This is a genomic window from Winogradskyella sp. A2 (assembly GCF_046762865.1).
Taxonomy (GTDB): Bacteria; Bacteroidota; Bacteroidia; order Flavobacteriales; family Flavobacteriaceae; genus Winogradskyella.
Map to the genome: position 1 here is coordinate 344,309 of NZ_JBKQXM010000002.1, position 14,213 is coordinate 358,521.

The following is a 14,213-nucleotide window of genomic DNA, read 5'->3' on the forward strand; positions in this document are numbered from 1 at the left end:
TTTTAAAGTGAAAATGATTCTCCACAACCACAGGTGCGGTTTGCATTTGGATTATTAAAAACAAAACCAGTTCCGTTAAGTCCACCAGAATATTCTAAGGTGGTCCCTATTAAGTAAAGAAAACTCTTCTTATCAACTATTATTTTTATGCCGTTGTCTTCAAAAACCTTATCATCTTCAGCATGATTGTTATCAAACTTAAGATCATAAGAAAGCCCAGAGCATCCACCACTTTTAACACCAACTCTGACGAAATCAGTGCTTGGGTTAAAGCCATCGTCAGTCATTAGTTCCATGACTTTTTTCTTTGCTTGTTCAGAAACTTTAATCATATCGTTTAACTAGATTCGTTCTAAATTGAATGCAAATATACGATATAACAAGGCTTAAACCATATTTGCTAACATTATATTAGCATATGATTTCATAGAATTTAGCTATGAGCTATGAAGATAATTTTGCCTTAACCGTTTGCAATTTTAAGAGGTACAGTTCTCTTATAACAGTTTTGATGTGCAATTTAGGACTACTTATGTTTTCGAAATTTCCTTTGGCGTCTGTATTTACGACTATACCACAATGATTACAGGAGAGTTCTAAAGTATGATCTTTATTACTTTTTGTTTTAATGTAATTATGGCCAAATACGGCGCATGGTAATGTTGTATTAGGGTAGCTTTTCATAAGTTAGGTTCTTTGGGGAAAATCAATTTAAAGAAAAATTCATGTCACATCTGCTGAAATACAATATTTTTCGATGAAATACACTAAAATTTTAGAAATACACTAAAATTTTAGTTTTGAAAAGCAGGGTTGGTAATGAATGAGGGATCCGATAATGTTAGTAAAAAAGCTTTTAAATCTGCTTTTTCCTGATCTGATAATTGCACACCACCTTCATTGACTTTCTTCATTAAAGGATCAATAGTCGGTGAATCTTGCAGGCCTTCGCTATAATGATTAATTACTTCATCTAAAGTAGCAAACCTTCCATCGTGCATGTAAGGAGCAGTATAGACTAAATTCCGTAAAGAAGGTGATCTAAATTTACCATTGTCTGAAGGATCTCCTGTAACATGACCAAGCCCTAAGTCTGTGAATTGACTGTCCAATCCATTATTGTGAAAATCATTATCGGTCCATAATGGATTATTAGGATTTCCGTGACAATGAAAGCAGTCCCCTTTATCTTCTCGTAAAAAAATATCTAAACCATTAAGTTCTTGATTTGTTAAAACAGCTTCATTTTGTATATAGTCATCAAATTTTGAATTTGCGGAAATCAATGTTCTCTCAAATTGAGCTATTGCTTTTGTTGTTAGTTCTTTTGTAATCACATTAGTGTTAAAAGCGAGATCAAATAATTCTGGATATTCGGGATGTAGTTGCAATCTTTCTACAACGTTATCCCAATCGCTATGGAGTTCTATTGGGTTTTCAACAGGTTCTATAGCCTGTGTTTCTAAACTCAAAGCCTTACCATCCCAGTTAAATCGTTCGTTATAATTCCAGGCCAAATTAAAGAGTGGCATAGAATTACGTGTTCCGGCAATTCCGTCGATACCCACACTTGTTGGTGAATTATCAGCAAATGCGTTTTGTGGAGAGTGACAAGATGCACAAGATTTGGTTCCGTTAGCTGAGAGTATATTATCAAAAAACAGCTTTTTACCCAAGGCAATACCTTCTACAGTTTGTGGATTATCTGATGGAATTATTGGATCAATTATGTTTTCTGAAAAAATTTCAGGAATATCTAGTGGTTGTGTAGTTGGTGCATAGGCACTATCATCATTTGAACAGTTATAGGTTAAAACTAAGAGCCCAAATGAGAAAAGACTTTTCAAAATGCTATTATTGCGTGACATCACCTAAACTAAATACGTTTTGACCATTTTGATACATCAGAATTTGAGCAGAAGAGTTAGGCATAAGCATTTGATTTAAAACATTTAAGTCCCAAACATTAGGATTCTTAAACCACTCTGCTAAATTAGCCTTCACTTCAATTTCAGTATCATTTGTAATAGTTACCGCTCCAAGATTTACTGTAATAAATGTGTCTTGAGGAAATGTAGGGTTTGGTCCTGGATTATCAACCGCTCTAATTGCATGATAGTTGTAACCTTGTTCTTCCATATTAGAGTTTATGAACTTGCCATCTAACTGCATATAATGGTAGCCACCTCCTAAATTTTCTGGCACATTGAAAGATTCAGAGTTTAAGTCTATTAAATTCTTGGAATTATCCTCATTATCCAAACCAAATGTAAATGAAACGTTAGCATAATTTCCAACCGGAATTTGAGAATTTATACTGTAACTTAAACCATTGGCATTAGTAACATCCACTAGGTTATAGTTATTTAACGCTAAAACTTCATTATTAGTTGTTGTAAAGGTTATATCAGAAATGACGTATCGCAACCGCTCTATACTCAGGGTTTCACCATTTTCATTGGTAAATTGTAAGACATTAAAATCAGCATTGGTCACAGCTATTCCATCCCAATTGTGATTAAAAACAAAAGTTTGGGATACTTGTGTTGATTCGCTGTCACCGCTATCGTCACTTTCACACCCAAAAAAGCAAAAGCCTATACAAAGTGGTAATAGAATTTTTTTGAGCATTTGTTATTGAATTTTTATAATTAATAAATCTGAAAATCCTTTGTTTACTAATATGTCGCCATCATTACTTGCAGTATCTCCAACAGCTATTATTGAGCCATCATTTAATTCTGCAATATCATAGGCAAAATCAATATTTGATCCACCAATAGTTCTTTCCCAAAGCTGTTCACCATTTGCATTAACCTTTATGATCCAAGCGTCATTTTGACCTTTATTTGTTGATACATCAAAATCATTACTACGCGAACTACCAGAGAGTAAAAAATTTCCATCTTGTGAAGATTTAATTGATCTAGCAACATCAAAATTGGAACCTCCAATTGATTTTTCCCAGATTAAATTGCCTTCTGGTGTCATCTTAACTAGCCATAAATCTGCACCACCTTTATTATTTGAAACGTCCATATCATCACTTCTGGTATCACCAGTAATTAAATAATTTCCATCACCAGAAGCAACGATCGCTCTACCCTCATCGATCTGAGTGCCTCCTAACGATTTTTCTGAAAGAAGAGTACCGTTTGCCGAAATATCTAATACCCAATAATCATAAGAACCAATATTGTTTGAAATATCGGTATCGTTGCTATCAGAGCTACCAATTACCAAATATCCATTATTTTCTTTTTGTATTATCCCGAATGGTGTATCGGTAAAGTTTCCTCCATAATAATTGCTCCATTCTAGTTCGCCTAATTGGTTTACTTTAATCACCCAATAATCTCCACCTGCATGTCTGTTATCGACTCTATTAGTTGCACCCTGTCCTCCTGATGCTGAGATGTCTATTATACCTGAAAGTAAAAATCCAAAGTCATTAGTTTCAATAATAGAAATACCTGAATCTCCGCCTTCAAATCCAAACGAATTTTGCCAAACCAAGTTGCCAGTAGAGCCTAATTTTAATAGCCAAAAATCTTGCAAACCCGCATTATTTTCAACATCACCATCGTCACTAAAACTAAAACCTAATACCGCATAACCACCATCTTGAGTTTGTATAATACTACTTCCTCTATCATCGCCGCTACCTCCAAAGGTTTTTTGCCATTCAATAGTATTTTGGGAATTGTATTTTATAATCCAATAATCAAAACTAGTATCTAATTTGCCAATTACATCGCCATCATTACTTTGCGTATATCCCAACACCGCATAACCACCATCATTGGTGCTAATTACGGATTGACCACTGTCATTATTAGAGCCACCAAAAGTTTCAACAGCCACCACCTCAACGTTATTTGCAATTAAAGTTCCATCGTCATCAGAACAATTAAAGAGAAGAAGAAATCCAAGCAAGTATGTAATCTTACCAAATTTCATAGTGTCAATTAGGCTTTACTACAAAAAGACCACCTTCAATATCACTAATAATAATATTCCCACTTTCAAAGTAAGGATAGATATTCCAAGCGCCATTGAATGCTGTATTATTGTGAGGTATATATGTATCAAAAAAGGCAGATTCTGTCATTACTCCAGAAGCAATACTAGTTATATCTATAACTCTAAGACCAGCAGAATAATTCGCAACATAAAAACTATTTCCAACTACATAACCATTATGATCTATAGCTTCTGTAGGTCCAAAATAATCCATATGGAATTGAGGATTATCTAAATCAGTGAAGTCAAACACTATAGTTCTAGAATTTAAACCAAAATTAATTTCATCAACTTCGTCACCAAGCAAAAAATAGGTCATATCCTCTGTAAACCAACCTTGGTGAGTATATCCAATATTACTGTAGTTTATTGTAGAAATCTGAGTTGGTGTATTTTTATCTGTAACATCTACAAGAACAACTTCATTAATATTGCTTCCAATAAGTATTTCTCTGCCAGCATAGTCATTATCAGGTCCGTTATAAGTAATAACCTGTGCATCGTGAGAATAGGCATCATTAGCATAGCCTCCTGCAGCAACAGGATTTAAAGGGTTTTGGATATTTACAAAATGAGGCCCGCCAGAAAAAGAATCTGAACCTACTGCATATGCAAAGCCACTATCTTCATTAATTACAATATTATGTGCACTTCCAAATCCATTATAAACAGCATCTGCATCAAATATTTCTGGAGGGCTCGCAACATCTCGCAATCTTGTTAAATCAAAAACCTGCATACCATGACCAGGTGCCTCACTTACTATAAAAGCATGATTAGAAAAGGTCTTAACATCTCTCCACAAGCTATTCACTGTTGCAGTTGGAAGTCGCCCTAAAAAAATTGGTACAGATGGATCTGTAATATCAACAAATGCTGTACTTGTTGTTGTACCTACTAGAGCATATTCTTTACCGGTTTCCGGGTCTGTCCATCCCCAAGAATCATTTCCTTCTGCACCTGCACCACCGAGTTCTTCATTTGAAATTTGACTCATTAAGTCGATACCATTGCACGGATGACCATTTGCAAATCCATTTTCACAAGGAAATTGTGGCGTAAACTCAATAGTATTGTTGGAGGTTGTGTCATCATCAGAACAACTATAGACAAAGAATACAAAAGAGAAAATGACTAGTGCTGACGTGAAGATTTTAATGGAGCGTTTCATAATCTTTTTTTAGCAATTTACAGTAAATTTTACATTTGTATACAAATAGAACTTAATTATTGTTAGAAATACCTAACGTATTAAAAAACATAATATTTTTGCAATATGTTAGAAGATAAGAACCCACTACGCACTCAATTAAGTGAACTAGGAGAATTCAAATTAATTGAACACCTTACTCAAAACTTTAAAATTTCTCAAAAATCAACTGTAAAAGGCATTGGAGATGATGCCGCTATATTAAGTTATAACAATAAACAAATTGTTATTACTACAGATTTGTTGGTTGAAGGTGTTCATTTTGACTTGAGTTATGTGCCACTAAAACATTTAGGTTATAAAGCTGTTATGGTAAACCTCTCAGATGTTTATGCTATGAATGCAATGGCCAAACAGATAACAGTTTCTATAGCTGTTTCAAATAGATTTCCGGTGGAAGCTTTGGAAGAATTATATGCAGGAATTGAAACTGCCGCGAAGATTTATGATATTGATGTTGTTGGGGGAGATACAACCTCTTCTACTTCAGGATTAATAATTTCGGTGACAGCAATTGGAGAGGTAGAAAAAGGAAATGCAGTATTGCGGTCTGGTGCAAAACCAAATGATCTGTTGGTCGTCTCAGGCGACATTGGTGGCGCATATATGGGACTTCAGGTGCTAGAACGAGAGAAAGAGGTCTTTAAAGTTAACCCAAATAACCAACCAGATCTTTCAATGTATACTTATATTGTAGAGCGTCAGTTAAAGCCTGAAGCTCGAAAAGATATTGTTGAGTTATTATCTAAATTAGACGTTAAACCAACTAGTATGATAGATATCAGTGATGGACTTTCGTCTGAAATAATTCATTTATGCAAGCAAAGTAAAGTCGGTGTTGATTTGTATGAGAATAAGATCCCATTAGATCCTCAAGTGATTTCAACATGTGAGGAATTTGACATAGATAGTACAACTATAGCTTTAAATGGAGGCGAAGACTATGAATTACTTATGACGATTTCCCAAGAGGATTATCCGAAAATTAAAAGTAATCCAAATTTAACGGTGATTGGGTATATGACAGATGGAAAAAGTGGTATGCATTTAGTTACCAGAGCAGAACAGAAAATTCCAATTATTGCCAAGGGTTGGAATGCTCTTAAGAACTAACCAAGAACATTTTTTGGCTTCGCTCTAATCGTTTAGTGTGAATACGATTTAAAACAGCATTAATCTCTTTGAATTTTGGAGTTAAAGGGATAAACTTCCCATGTCCATCGATAGTCATTTCGGACTTGCAGTGCTTACACTTATATTCTTTAACGTGGTAAGTCACTTTTTTTGACACCTCGTAATCGTGACCAAATAATGAGCAATAAACATTTTTCATACAACTAGTAGTCTTTATGAAGATTAAGGATAAATAGGGAGTCCTAAGATAAAAAAACTAGTTATTAACAGGTTATTAACAATCAATAAATCGATGAACTGAATGATTTTTGCTTTAAACGCATTGATCTACTAGAATATATGCGTTCCAAAACAGAATTTATATCTTGGTATTTTGGAGTAAGCTCGACTAATTTACCGTTACTATCAGTAGTTAATTGCTTTTTGCAACATTTACAAGTATATTCTTTGACGTGGTTTGTTACCTTTTTAGATAATTTATAATTATGACCAAAAAAGTCACAATAAAGTTTGGTAGGCGTCATGGTAGATTTGTTTTATACTTTATTATTTGATTTGGGAGTATAAACTTAGAAAAAAAACTAACTAAAAACGGTAAAGAGGATTATTTTTCGATATAGTGTTTTAAAAAGTAAGATAATTCTGATTTATTTTCAATATGACTCATATGCCCTTCTGATAATTCAATTAACTCAATCGAAGTATTAATTATTGATTTTGATAACTCTTCTTCATTAACAAGAGCGTCTTTTTTACCAATAATTATATGCTTTTTACCATTTATACAATTTAGAACATCTAATCTATTTGGTCTAATTGCCATACCTTTTTGAGCGGCAATATACCCTTGGACTGTTGTTTTTAAGGCAACTTTTAATGCATCATTGTATTTTGATTTGAATTTTTCTTTGCTTTCAGGTGCGAAAAGTCCTGCAATGGATGTTCTTACCAATTGTTCATAACTGGTTTTTGCCATTTTAACTGCACGGAGCCTTAAATCTTGTCGTTCCTTGGAGTCACTTTCAAAAGTCGAATTCATTAGGCACAGATCTGAAATCAATTTAGGATAAAGATCAGCCAAAGCGAGGGCTACATACCCACCCATAGAGTGACCAATTGTTTTTACTGTTTTAATTTTAAGATGTTTTAAAACAGCATATACCGCTTCAGCCATATCTTCCATAGAATGTATATAACCTATAGAACTGGTTTTTCCATGGCCCAATAAATCGATTGTTACAACTTTATTTTTTTTTGAAAACTGTGGAATTAATTCCTCCCACATTTCTTTATTTTCTAGAAAACCATGTAATAGCAATAAAGGCTCACCTTCACCTTCAACATTAAAATGTACAGTGCTGTTTTTATAATCTAATTTCATTGCCACAAAGATAGATTTTTGCAATTTATCAAACCATCTAAAATCCTCTTACAAATTGTTATATTTGAAAGATTTCAAACTTAATCAATCATAAATGAAATTATTAAAACTCTCTGCATTACTGGTTATAACTATAAACCTTTCTCTAAATGCTCAATTAAAAAATTCTGAACTCGATCAATTAATAAGTGAGACCTTAACCACTTTTGAAGTCCCAGGGATTTCAGTAGGTATCATAAAAGATGGTGAGATTGTCTACGCCAAAGGGCATGGTGTTAGATCGCTAACCAATAAAAAAAATATGGACGACAACACATTAGTGGGTGTGGCTTCGAACAGTAAAGGTTTTACATGTTTTGCATTGGCTATGATGATTGATGAAGGCAAACTCAATTGGGATGATCCGGTTAGAAAGTATATCCCAGAATTTCAATTGAATGATCCTTGGGTAACAGAACATTTTACAGTTAGAGATTTGGTTACCCATCGCAGTGGCATGGGTCTAGGTGCTGGTGATTTAATGTTCTTCCCAGAGGGAAATGATTTTACTGTACAGGATATTATAAGCAACGTAAGATATTTAGAGCCCGAGAGTTCATTTAGAAGCAAGTTTACATACAACAATAACATGTTTATTATTGCAGGAGAGGTACTGAAGCGTGTTAGTGGTTTGAGTTGGGAAGAATTTATTGAACAAAGGATAATGAAGCCCCTTGGTATGAATAATAGTAGTGCATCATATAATAGGGTTACCGATAAGTCTAATATAATTGATGCACATACAAGAGCAGATGGCAAGGTGATTCAAATTCCGCACGATTGGAGCGAGACAGCAAATGCGGCAGGCGGAATTGTAAGTAATGTAAATGATATGTTGACTTGGGCAAAATTCTTAATGAATGATGCTGTCACGGAAGAAAACGAGCGTCTTTTGAGTAAAGCGCAATTTCATGAATTATGGCAATTGCAAACACCACTTAAAGTGAGACCAGGAGATTGGTATAATTCAAATTTTAAAGGTTATGGTTTAGGATGGTTTGTTACCGACGTTAAAGGAGGTCATAAACAAGTTTATCATACAGGTGGACTTATTGGAACGGTTACTCAATTTACTATGATTCCAGATTTAGATTTGGCAATTGTTGTGCTCACAAACCAAATGAATGGTTCTGCGTTTAATACCATTACCAATTCAATCAAAGACTTCTATTTAGGTTATGAGAACCGTGATTGGTTGAAAATGTATGGTGAACGCAATGCGGATTACTTAAAGTATAATGATAGTATTAAAGCTGAGGTCTTTACAGAGGTTGAAAAAATTAAAGCCAGCCCTATACTACCTGAACCAGATCAAATTATTGGTACTTATACAGATGACTGGTTTGGTGATGTGGTTGTTTCTCACGATGGAGAATCTTACAGTATACAATGTATAAGATCGTCTCGATTATTTGGTGAGTTAATGCCGTACAATGCAACAACATTTGTTGCTAAATGGAATGATAGAAGTTACGATGCTGATGTTTTTGTTCAATTTACTTTTGATGAGAACGGAAATGCAGTATCTGCTACAATGAAATACATTGCTCCGATAACAGATTTTAGTTTTGATTTTCATGATTTAGAACTCGTAAAGACTAATTAATGAACAATACTAAACGGATTCTTCTTTTCGGATTTGCACTTTTTGCAGGATTTTTTGGAGCAGGCAATTTAATTTTACCACCACTTTTAGGATATAATTCAGGTCCGGATTGGTGGTTAGTTGCTATTGGATTTTTAATCACCACTACGGTAATACCATTTTTATCACTTTTTGGTCATGCTAAATTGCAAGGCACGATGTTAGAATTTGGAAATAAAGTTTCTCCACTTTTTAGTTTGATTTATTGTATTGTAATGTATCTCATTATTGTTGCATTGCCAGCACCAAGAACAGCTGCCGTAACACATGAAATGGCCATTGCTCCTATTTTTGGAACGTCAGCCATTTGGACAAGTTTAGTCTATTTTTCACTAGTATTTTTGTTTGTGATTAATCGCTCTAAGGCTTTAAATATATTGGGTAAATACCTTACACCTATTATTGTAATTATGGTTTTGCTCATCATTATTTTAGGTTTGGTATCACCTACTACTGGGATGAATCCTTCAATTTTTGAGACTCCATTAGTTAATGGTTTATTAGAAGGGTATCAAACTTATGACGCACTTGCAGGTATGGTTATGGGAGGTGTGATCATAATTTCATTGAACAAAAACAATTCATTTTCTTATTCAGAAAAGAAACGAATTATTGCTAAATCTGGTTTTATAGCTATGTTTGGTTTGTTCATTATTTATGCTGGCCTTATTTCAATTGGTGCATTTTATAATGGTGAATTCCCTAGTGATATTACAAGGACAGACTTACTTCTTGGCTTAGCAGTAAAAACCTTAGGTAATATTGGCGCTACTTTTGTTAGTGTATTAGTTGGGCTAGCCTGTTTTACAACTGCGGTGGCGATAACGGTTTCTATTGCCGATTTTTTTGAAGCCCTATTTAACAATAATCATAAAGTATATGTAATTACATCGGTAATTTGTTGTCTGACAGGAATTATTGTTGGTAGCTATGAAGTTGGATTTATAATAGATATTGCCTTACCTGCATTAATGCTTATTTATCCAATTTCGATCGTACTTATCATACTTAATATTTTGCCGGATAAATATGCAAGCGCTATCATTTTTAGATTGGTAGTTATAATTACATTGATATTTAGTATTCCAGATTTTCTTCAATATCTCCTTCCTAAGGATACCTTAAAGCCGGTAACCGACAATTTACCGTTAGCAGGTTTAAACCTTGGTTGGGTGTTACCTGCAATTATAGCATTTATAATTGGCAATTTAATAACCAAGATTAAACCACGCTTAGATTCTTAATTGCGGAAAAGGCCTTGTCAACTAAATGATTTTCTACTAAAACAGTAAATTCGTTAGTGGTAGAAATTACCTCATAAAGCGAAATATTTTCCCATGCAAAACGCTTGAATATCTGATAATACAAACCGGAAATTTTTGAATTATTTTCAGGTAACCTTATACTTATTGCTGAAAGATTGTCTTGAGAACCAATCATTTTCTCTTGCTTAAAACTGTTTCGTACTGTTTGTTTTTCTGATTCTGAAACTACAATATTGCTTTCATAGATTCCCCTAGAAAAACCATAAAATGCTTTTGGATTCAGATTTGCTAAAACTGTAGTATGACTTTCAATTAAAGTAGAAGAATTCTGAAATGTAAAATCTAGTAAATTAGACCTTACAGTGATATCTCCTAATTCTTTAAGAACCAACTTAAGTTGTTGCGATTGCCGTAAATGCTTTGGTGGATTATAACGACGTAACGCCATCATTATAGCACCTGTCTTAACCGGTTTTCTTAGCATTTTACTAATAGGCTCCTGAAGCTCTTCAGACAGTGCTGAAAAATTAATTATTTCTCTGAATAATGCCTCTTCCAAAAATGGCTGAGTAATTAAAATCTCTTCTACGCAAGATGCGATTGTTTTCATTTTGTGATATAATTAACAATTTGTGTAAATGTAAACCATTTCTTTTATTTTTTATACTCTATTGTAATGACACTCTACTTTTGCTGAATAAAATTTCGAATTATGTTAGTTTATAAGTTTGGGGGAACATCTGTAGGATCTATAGTCAACATGAATCATGTTAAAGATATTATTGATTCTGAAGGAACTAAAATCGTTGTGCTTTCTGCAATGTCAGGAACCACAAATGCTTTGGTTGAAATTTCTGAACTCATTGAAAATGAGAAACAAATAAGCGCTAAAGAAAAGATCGATTTACTGAAAGAAGAGTATAATAACACGGTCTACAAGTTATTGAGTAATACTCAAATTAGAAAGGAGGTTGCAACATATGTTAATGCTATTTTTAATTCATTAAGAAATGCTGTTAACCAACCTTATGATCAACAATTGCATAATTTCATTGTTGCCAATGGTGAATTACTTTCAACCTATATGTTCAGTAGATTTTTACAACAAGAAGGGATAAATGCGCAATTATTACCAGCATTGGAATTTATGAGAATAGAGAGAAATAATGAACCAGATCTGTTCTACATAAAGCAAAACCTAAATAGATTAATTGAATCTTCTGAAAAAGCTGAGGTTTATATTACACAAGGATTTATATGTTTAGATGCAGATGGCGAAATCACAAACTTACAACGAGGAGGTAGTGATTATACAGCCACAATAATAGGTGCAGCGATTAAAGCGGATGAAGTACAAATATGGACAGATATTGATGGTTTTCATAATAACGATCCAAGATATGTAAATGAAACTTCCGCCTTATCAAATTTATCATATGATGAAGCAGCTGAATTGGCTTATTTTGGGGCAAAGATTTTGCATCCACTTACAGTTCTGCCAGTAAGAAATCTTGATATTCCTTTACGATTAAAAAACACCATGGCTCCAGATGCGCACGGGACTTTAATTACAAATCAAATACATGGTGAAGGTATTAAAGCCATTGCGGCAAAAGACAACATAACAGCAATAAAAATTAAATCTGTTAGAATGTTATTAGCTCATGGGTTTTTAAAGAGAGTCTTTGAAGTTTTTGAAAAATATGAGACTGCAATTGATATGGTTACGACCTCAGAAATAGCAGTGTCCTTAACCATTGATGACACTACTCATTTAGACTTTATAATTGAAGAGTTGCGAAAGTTTGCAACTGTTGCGGTGGATGATTATATGAGTATTGTTTGCTTGGTAGGGAATCAAATTATTTATCATCCGGATACACCAACGTTATTCCAAGTTTTACAAGATGTTAATGTTCGTATGATCGCCTATGGAGGAAGCAATAACAATATTTCTCTTTTGGTTAATACAAATGATAAAATGGAAACATTACAAAAACTGCAACGTTACATTTTTGAAAACGAAAAGCATTTAGTATTGTAAAGTTTAGTTGCAATCAAGTGCATACAAGGCTGATTCATCCTTGCTCCAATTCATTGGAATATCATTAAGTTGATTTTGATTAACCTTTATACAACTGAGGCTGTTTGAAGTACAATCTAAGGTATTTAAATTTTGCTGATTGCTAATGTCTAGATTAGTTATTGCGTTGTTTGCAATTTCTAATACAATAAGAGAATTGATACTACCAAAATCTAGATTGGTCATGTTGTTATTACTGCATTCTAGCCAAATTAAAGAATTGTTATTACTCACATCTAGCTCAGATAGTTGAGAATTATTATTACCATACAATAATTCTAAATTCACATTATTACTTAAATCTAAGTTTGAAATGGAAAGATTCTCACAACGAAAGATAGACAACATAGTATTATTACTTAGATCTATAATTGATAAAGGATTATTATCAACGGATAAGTTGATTAAGTTCTGATTGTTGCTGACATCAATAGTATTAATTTGGTTGTTATTAAAGGCCAACCCTTCAAGTGCTGTATTGTTACTCACGTCTAAAGACGTTAACTGATTGCCACCCAATCCAAGGCTTTTTAATGCTAAATTATTACTTACGTCTAAGCTGTTCAATTGACATCCTAAACATGATAGATGTTCTAGTAATGGATTATTGCTCACATCTAAATTTTCTATCTGAGCATCCCAAAGCAATAATTTTTTAAGCTTAGGGTTATTAGAAACATCAATTGAATTTAAGTCAACAAATCTGCAATCAAGATTTTCAAGTTCCGGGTTATTTGAAACATCTATACTTGTGATGTCATTATTATAGCACCATAATACTTTTAATAATGGGTTGTTAGTTACATTTAAACCCGTAAGTTGCGAATTGTCATAAGTGTATAATTCTATAAGGTTAGGATTATTACTTACATCAATAGAGGTTAGGCTATTAGCATGACATCTTAATATTTCTAAAGCAGTGTTTTGACGTACATTTAAATTTGAAAGACTGTTAAATCTGCTATAGCTACAGTCCAATTCTTTTAAGTTTAAATTATTACTTAAATCTAGGTTAGAGAGACTCTGTCCACTACAATTTAATATTTCTAAACCTGTAAAATATTCAATTCCGGTGAGGTTGGTAATATCATTACTTGTATCATCAAAATTATAATCAGGGATTTCTAATTCTAAGACATCAGCAACATTAGCTTTTAAGATCTTTCCATCTATAATATCATCATAACCTAAGTCAATTAAAGCTTGTTCAAAAACTGGGTCGGGAATATTACCTAAACTAGATGAAGAATCACCATCATCATTCTTGTCGCAGGAAAATTGAAGTAAACAAAAAACGAGTATTAGACTAATGATTTGAAAACGAGTATTCATTGAATGGTCTTATGATGAAAACTAAATTTACTTAAAATAATTTGAGTTACAATTGTTAATGTATTAAGAATCAATATTTCAAAAATATAACTAGCTTTAAA

At 33.2% G+C, this 14,213-nt stretch carries 14 protein-coding genes; 4 read left to right on the plus strand and 10 right to left on the minus strand.

Annotated features, from left to right (window positions below):
- Positions 1-2 precede the first annotated feature (2 nt).
- From ACFWV9_RS04725 to ACFWV9_RS04750, 6 genes are all read right to left on the minus strand, one after another.
- Entirely contained in the window at positions 3-332 is a 330-nt protein-coding gene (locus ACFWV9_RS04725; RefSeq protein WP_411894085.1) for a HesB/IscA family protein, read from the minus strand.
- A gap of 112 nt (positions 333-444) precedes the next feature.
- Positions 445-684: a hypothetical protein gene (locus ACFWV9_RS04730; RefSeq protein WP_411894086.1), complete on the minus strand. Its 240-nt coding sequence runs from the start codon at positions 682-684 to the stop codon at positions 445-447.
- A 110-nt stretch (positions 685-794) separates the two neighbouring features.
- Complete coding sequence (locus ACFWV9_RS04735) at positions 795-1,847, minus strand: cytochrome-c peroxidase (protein ID WP_411894087.1); 1,053 nt, start codon at positions 1,845-1,847, stop codon at positions 795-797.
- 7 nt (positions 1,848-1,854) lie between these two features.
- Positions 1,855-2,631 (minus strand): MbnP family protein, encoded by a 777-nt coding sequence (locus ACFWV9_RS04740; protein WP_411894088.1) that lies wholly within the window; start codon positions 2,629-2,631, stop codon positions 1,855-1,857.
- Positions 2,632-2,634: 3 nt separating this feature from the next.
- A complete protein-coding gene (locus tag ACFWV9_RS04745) occupies positions 2,635-3,960 on the minus strand; it encodes a hypothetical protein (RefSeq protein WP_411894089.1) in 1,326 nt (441 codons plus the stop codon).
- A gap of 4 nt (positions 3,961-3,964) precedes the next feature.
- Complete coding sequence (locus tag ACFWV9_RS04750) at positions 3,965-5,194, minus strand: choice-of-anchor B family protein (RefSeq protein WP_411894090.1); 1,230 nt, start codon at positions 5,192-5,194, stop codon at positions 3,965-3,967.
- Between the two features lie 105 nt (positions 5,195-5,299).
- On the opposite strand from ACFWV9_RS04750, the gene thiL reads away from it, so the two are divergent.
- On the plus strand, positions 5,300-6,346 hold the full coding sequence (thiL, locus tag ACFWV9_RS04755) for a thiamine-phosphate kinase (RefSeq protein WP_411894091.1): 1,047 nt from the start codon (positions 5,300-5,302) through the stop codon (positions 6,344-6,346).
- On the opposite strand, the gene ACFWV9_RS04760 is transcribed toward thiL, so the two are convergent.
- A complete protein-coding gene (locus ACFWV9_RS04760) occupies positions 6,336-6,566 on the minus strand; it encodes a hypothetical protein (protein WP_411894092.1) in 231 nt (76 codons plus the stop codon). The two genes, thiL and ACFWV9_RS04760, sit on opposite strands and share 11 nt — an antisense overlap.
- A gap of 405 nt (positions 6,567-6,971) precedes the next feature.
- A complete protein-coding gene (locus ACFWV9_RS04765; RefSeq protein ID WP_411894093.1) occupies positions 6,972-7,748 on the minus strand; it encodes an alpha/beta hydrolase in 777 nt (258 codons plus the stop codon).
- A 94-nt stretch (positions 7,749-7,842) separates the two neighbouring features.
- On the opposite strand from ACFWV9_RS04765, the gene ACFWV9_RS04770 reads away from it, so the two are divergent.
- Together ACFWV9_RS04770 and brnQ are read left to right on the plus strand one after the other, a co-directional pair.
- Positions 7,843-9,393 (plus strand): serine hydrolase, encoded by a 1,551-nt coding sequence (locus tag ACFWV9_RS04770; RefSeq protein WP_411894094.1) that lies wholly within the window; start codon positions 7,843-7,845, stop codon positions 9,391-9,393.
- On the plus strand, positions 9,393-10,676 hold the full coding sequence (gene brnQ, locus ACFWV9_RS04775) for a branched-chain amino acid transport system II carrier protein (RefSeq protein ID WP_411894095.1): 1,284 nt from the start codon (positions 9,393-9,395) through the stop codon (positions 10,674-10,676). Before ACFWV9_RS04770 ends, brnQ begins: the two co-directional genes overlap by 1 nt.
- On the opposite strand, the gene ACFWV9_RS04780 is transcribed toward brnQ, so the two are convergent.
- Positions 10,654-11,307: a hypothetical protein gene (locus tag ACFWV9_RS04780; protein WP_411894096.1), complete on the minus strand. Its 654-nt coding sequence runs from the start codon at positions 11,305-11,307 to the stop codon at positions 10,654-10,656. The two genes, brnQ and ACFWV9_RS04780, sit on opposite strands and share 23 nt — an antisense overlap.
- Before the next feature lie 102 nt (positions 11,308-11,409).
- Here ACFWV9_RS04780 and ACFWV9_RS04785 point away from each other — a divergent pair, with 102 nt between their 5' ends.
- Positions 11,410-12,741: an aspartate kinase gene (locus tag ACFWV9_RS04785; RefSeq protein WP_411894097.1), complete on the plus strand. Its 1,332-nt coding sequence runs from the start codon at positions 11,410-11,412 to the stop codon at positions 12,739-12,741.
- Positions 12,742-12,744: 3 nt separating this feature from the next.
- Here ACFWV9_RS04785 and ACFWV9_RS04790 read toward each other — a convergent pair whose 3' ends face one another.
- Positions 12,745-14,112, minus strand: a complete 1,368-nt coding sequence (locus tag ACFWV9_RS04790) for a hypothetical protein (protein ID WP_411894098.1) — start codon at positions 14,110-14,112, stop codon at positions 12,745-12,747.
- Positions 14,113-14,213: the final 101 nt, after the last annotated feature.

Excerpts from the sequence above, each read along its gene's own strand:
- ACFWV9_RS04725 (WP_411894085.1), bottom strand. The coding sequence starts at position 332 with ATGATTAAAGTTTCTGAACAAGCAAAGAAAAAAGTCATGGAACTAATG.
- ACFWV9_RS04730 (WP_411894086.1), bottom strand. The coding sequence starts at position 684 with ATGAAAAGCTACCCTAATACAACATTACCATGCGCCGTATTTGGCCAT.
- ACFWV9_RS04740 (WP_411894088.1), bottom strand. The coding sequence starts at position 2,631 with ATGCTCAAAAAAATTCTATTACCACTTTGTATAGGCTTTTGCTTTTTT.
- ACFWV9_RS04745 (WP_411894089.1), bottom strand. The coding sequence starts at position 3,960 with ATGAAATTTGGTAAGATTACATACTTGCTTGGATTTCTTCTTCTCTTT.
- ACFWV9_RS04750 (WP_411894090.1), bottom strand. The coding sequence starts at position 5,194 with ATGAAACGCTCCATTAAAATCTTCACGTCAGCACTAGTCATTTTCTCT.
- thiL (WP_411894091.1), top strand. The coding sequence starts at position 5,300 with ATGTTAGAAGATAAGAACCCACTACGCACTCAATTAAGTGAACTAGGA.
- ACFWV9_RS04760 (WP_411894092.1), bottom strand. The coding sequence starts at position 6,566 with ATGAAAAATGTTTATTGCTCATTATTTGGTCACGATTACGAGGTGTCA.
- ACFWV9_RS04765 (WP_411894093.1), bottom strand. The coding sequence starts at position 7,748 with ATGAAATTAGATTATAAAAACAGCACTGTACATTTTAATGTTGAAGGT.
- ACFWV9_RS04770 (WP_411894094.1), top strand. The coding sequence starts at position 7,843 with ATGAAATTATTAAAACTCTCTGCATTACTGGTTATAACTATAAACCTT.
- brnQ (WP_411894095.1), top strand. The coding sequence starts at position 9,393 with ATGAACAATACTAAACGGATTCTTCTTTTCGGATTTGCACTTTTTGCA.
- ACFWV9_RS04780 (WP_411894096.1), bottom strand. The coding sequence starts at position 11,307 with ATGAAAACAATCGCATCTTGCGTAGAAGAGATTTTAATTACTCAGCCA.
- ACFWV9_RS04785 (WP_411894097.1), top strand. The coding sequence starts at position 11,410 with ATGTTAGTTTATAAGTTTGGGGGAACATCTGTAGGATCTATAGTCAAC.
- ACFWV9_RS04790 (WP_411894098.1), bottom strand. The coding sequence starts at position 14,112 with ATGAATACTCGTTTTCAAATCATTAGTCTAATACTCGTTTTTTGTTTA.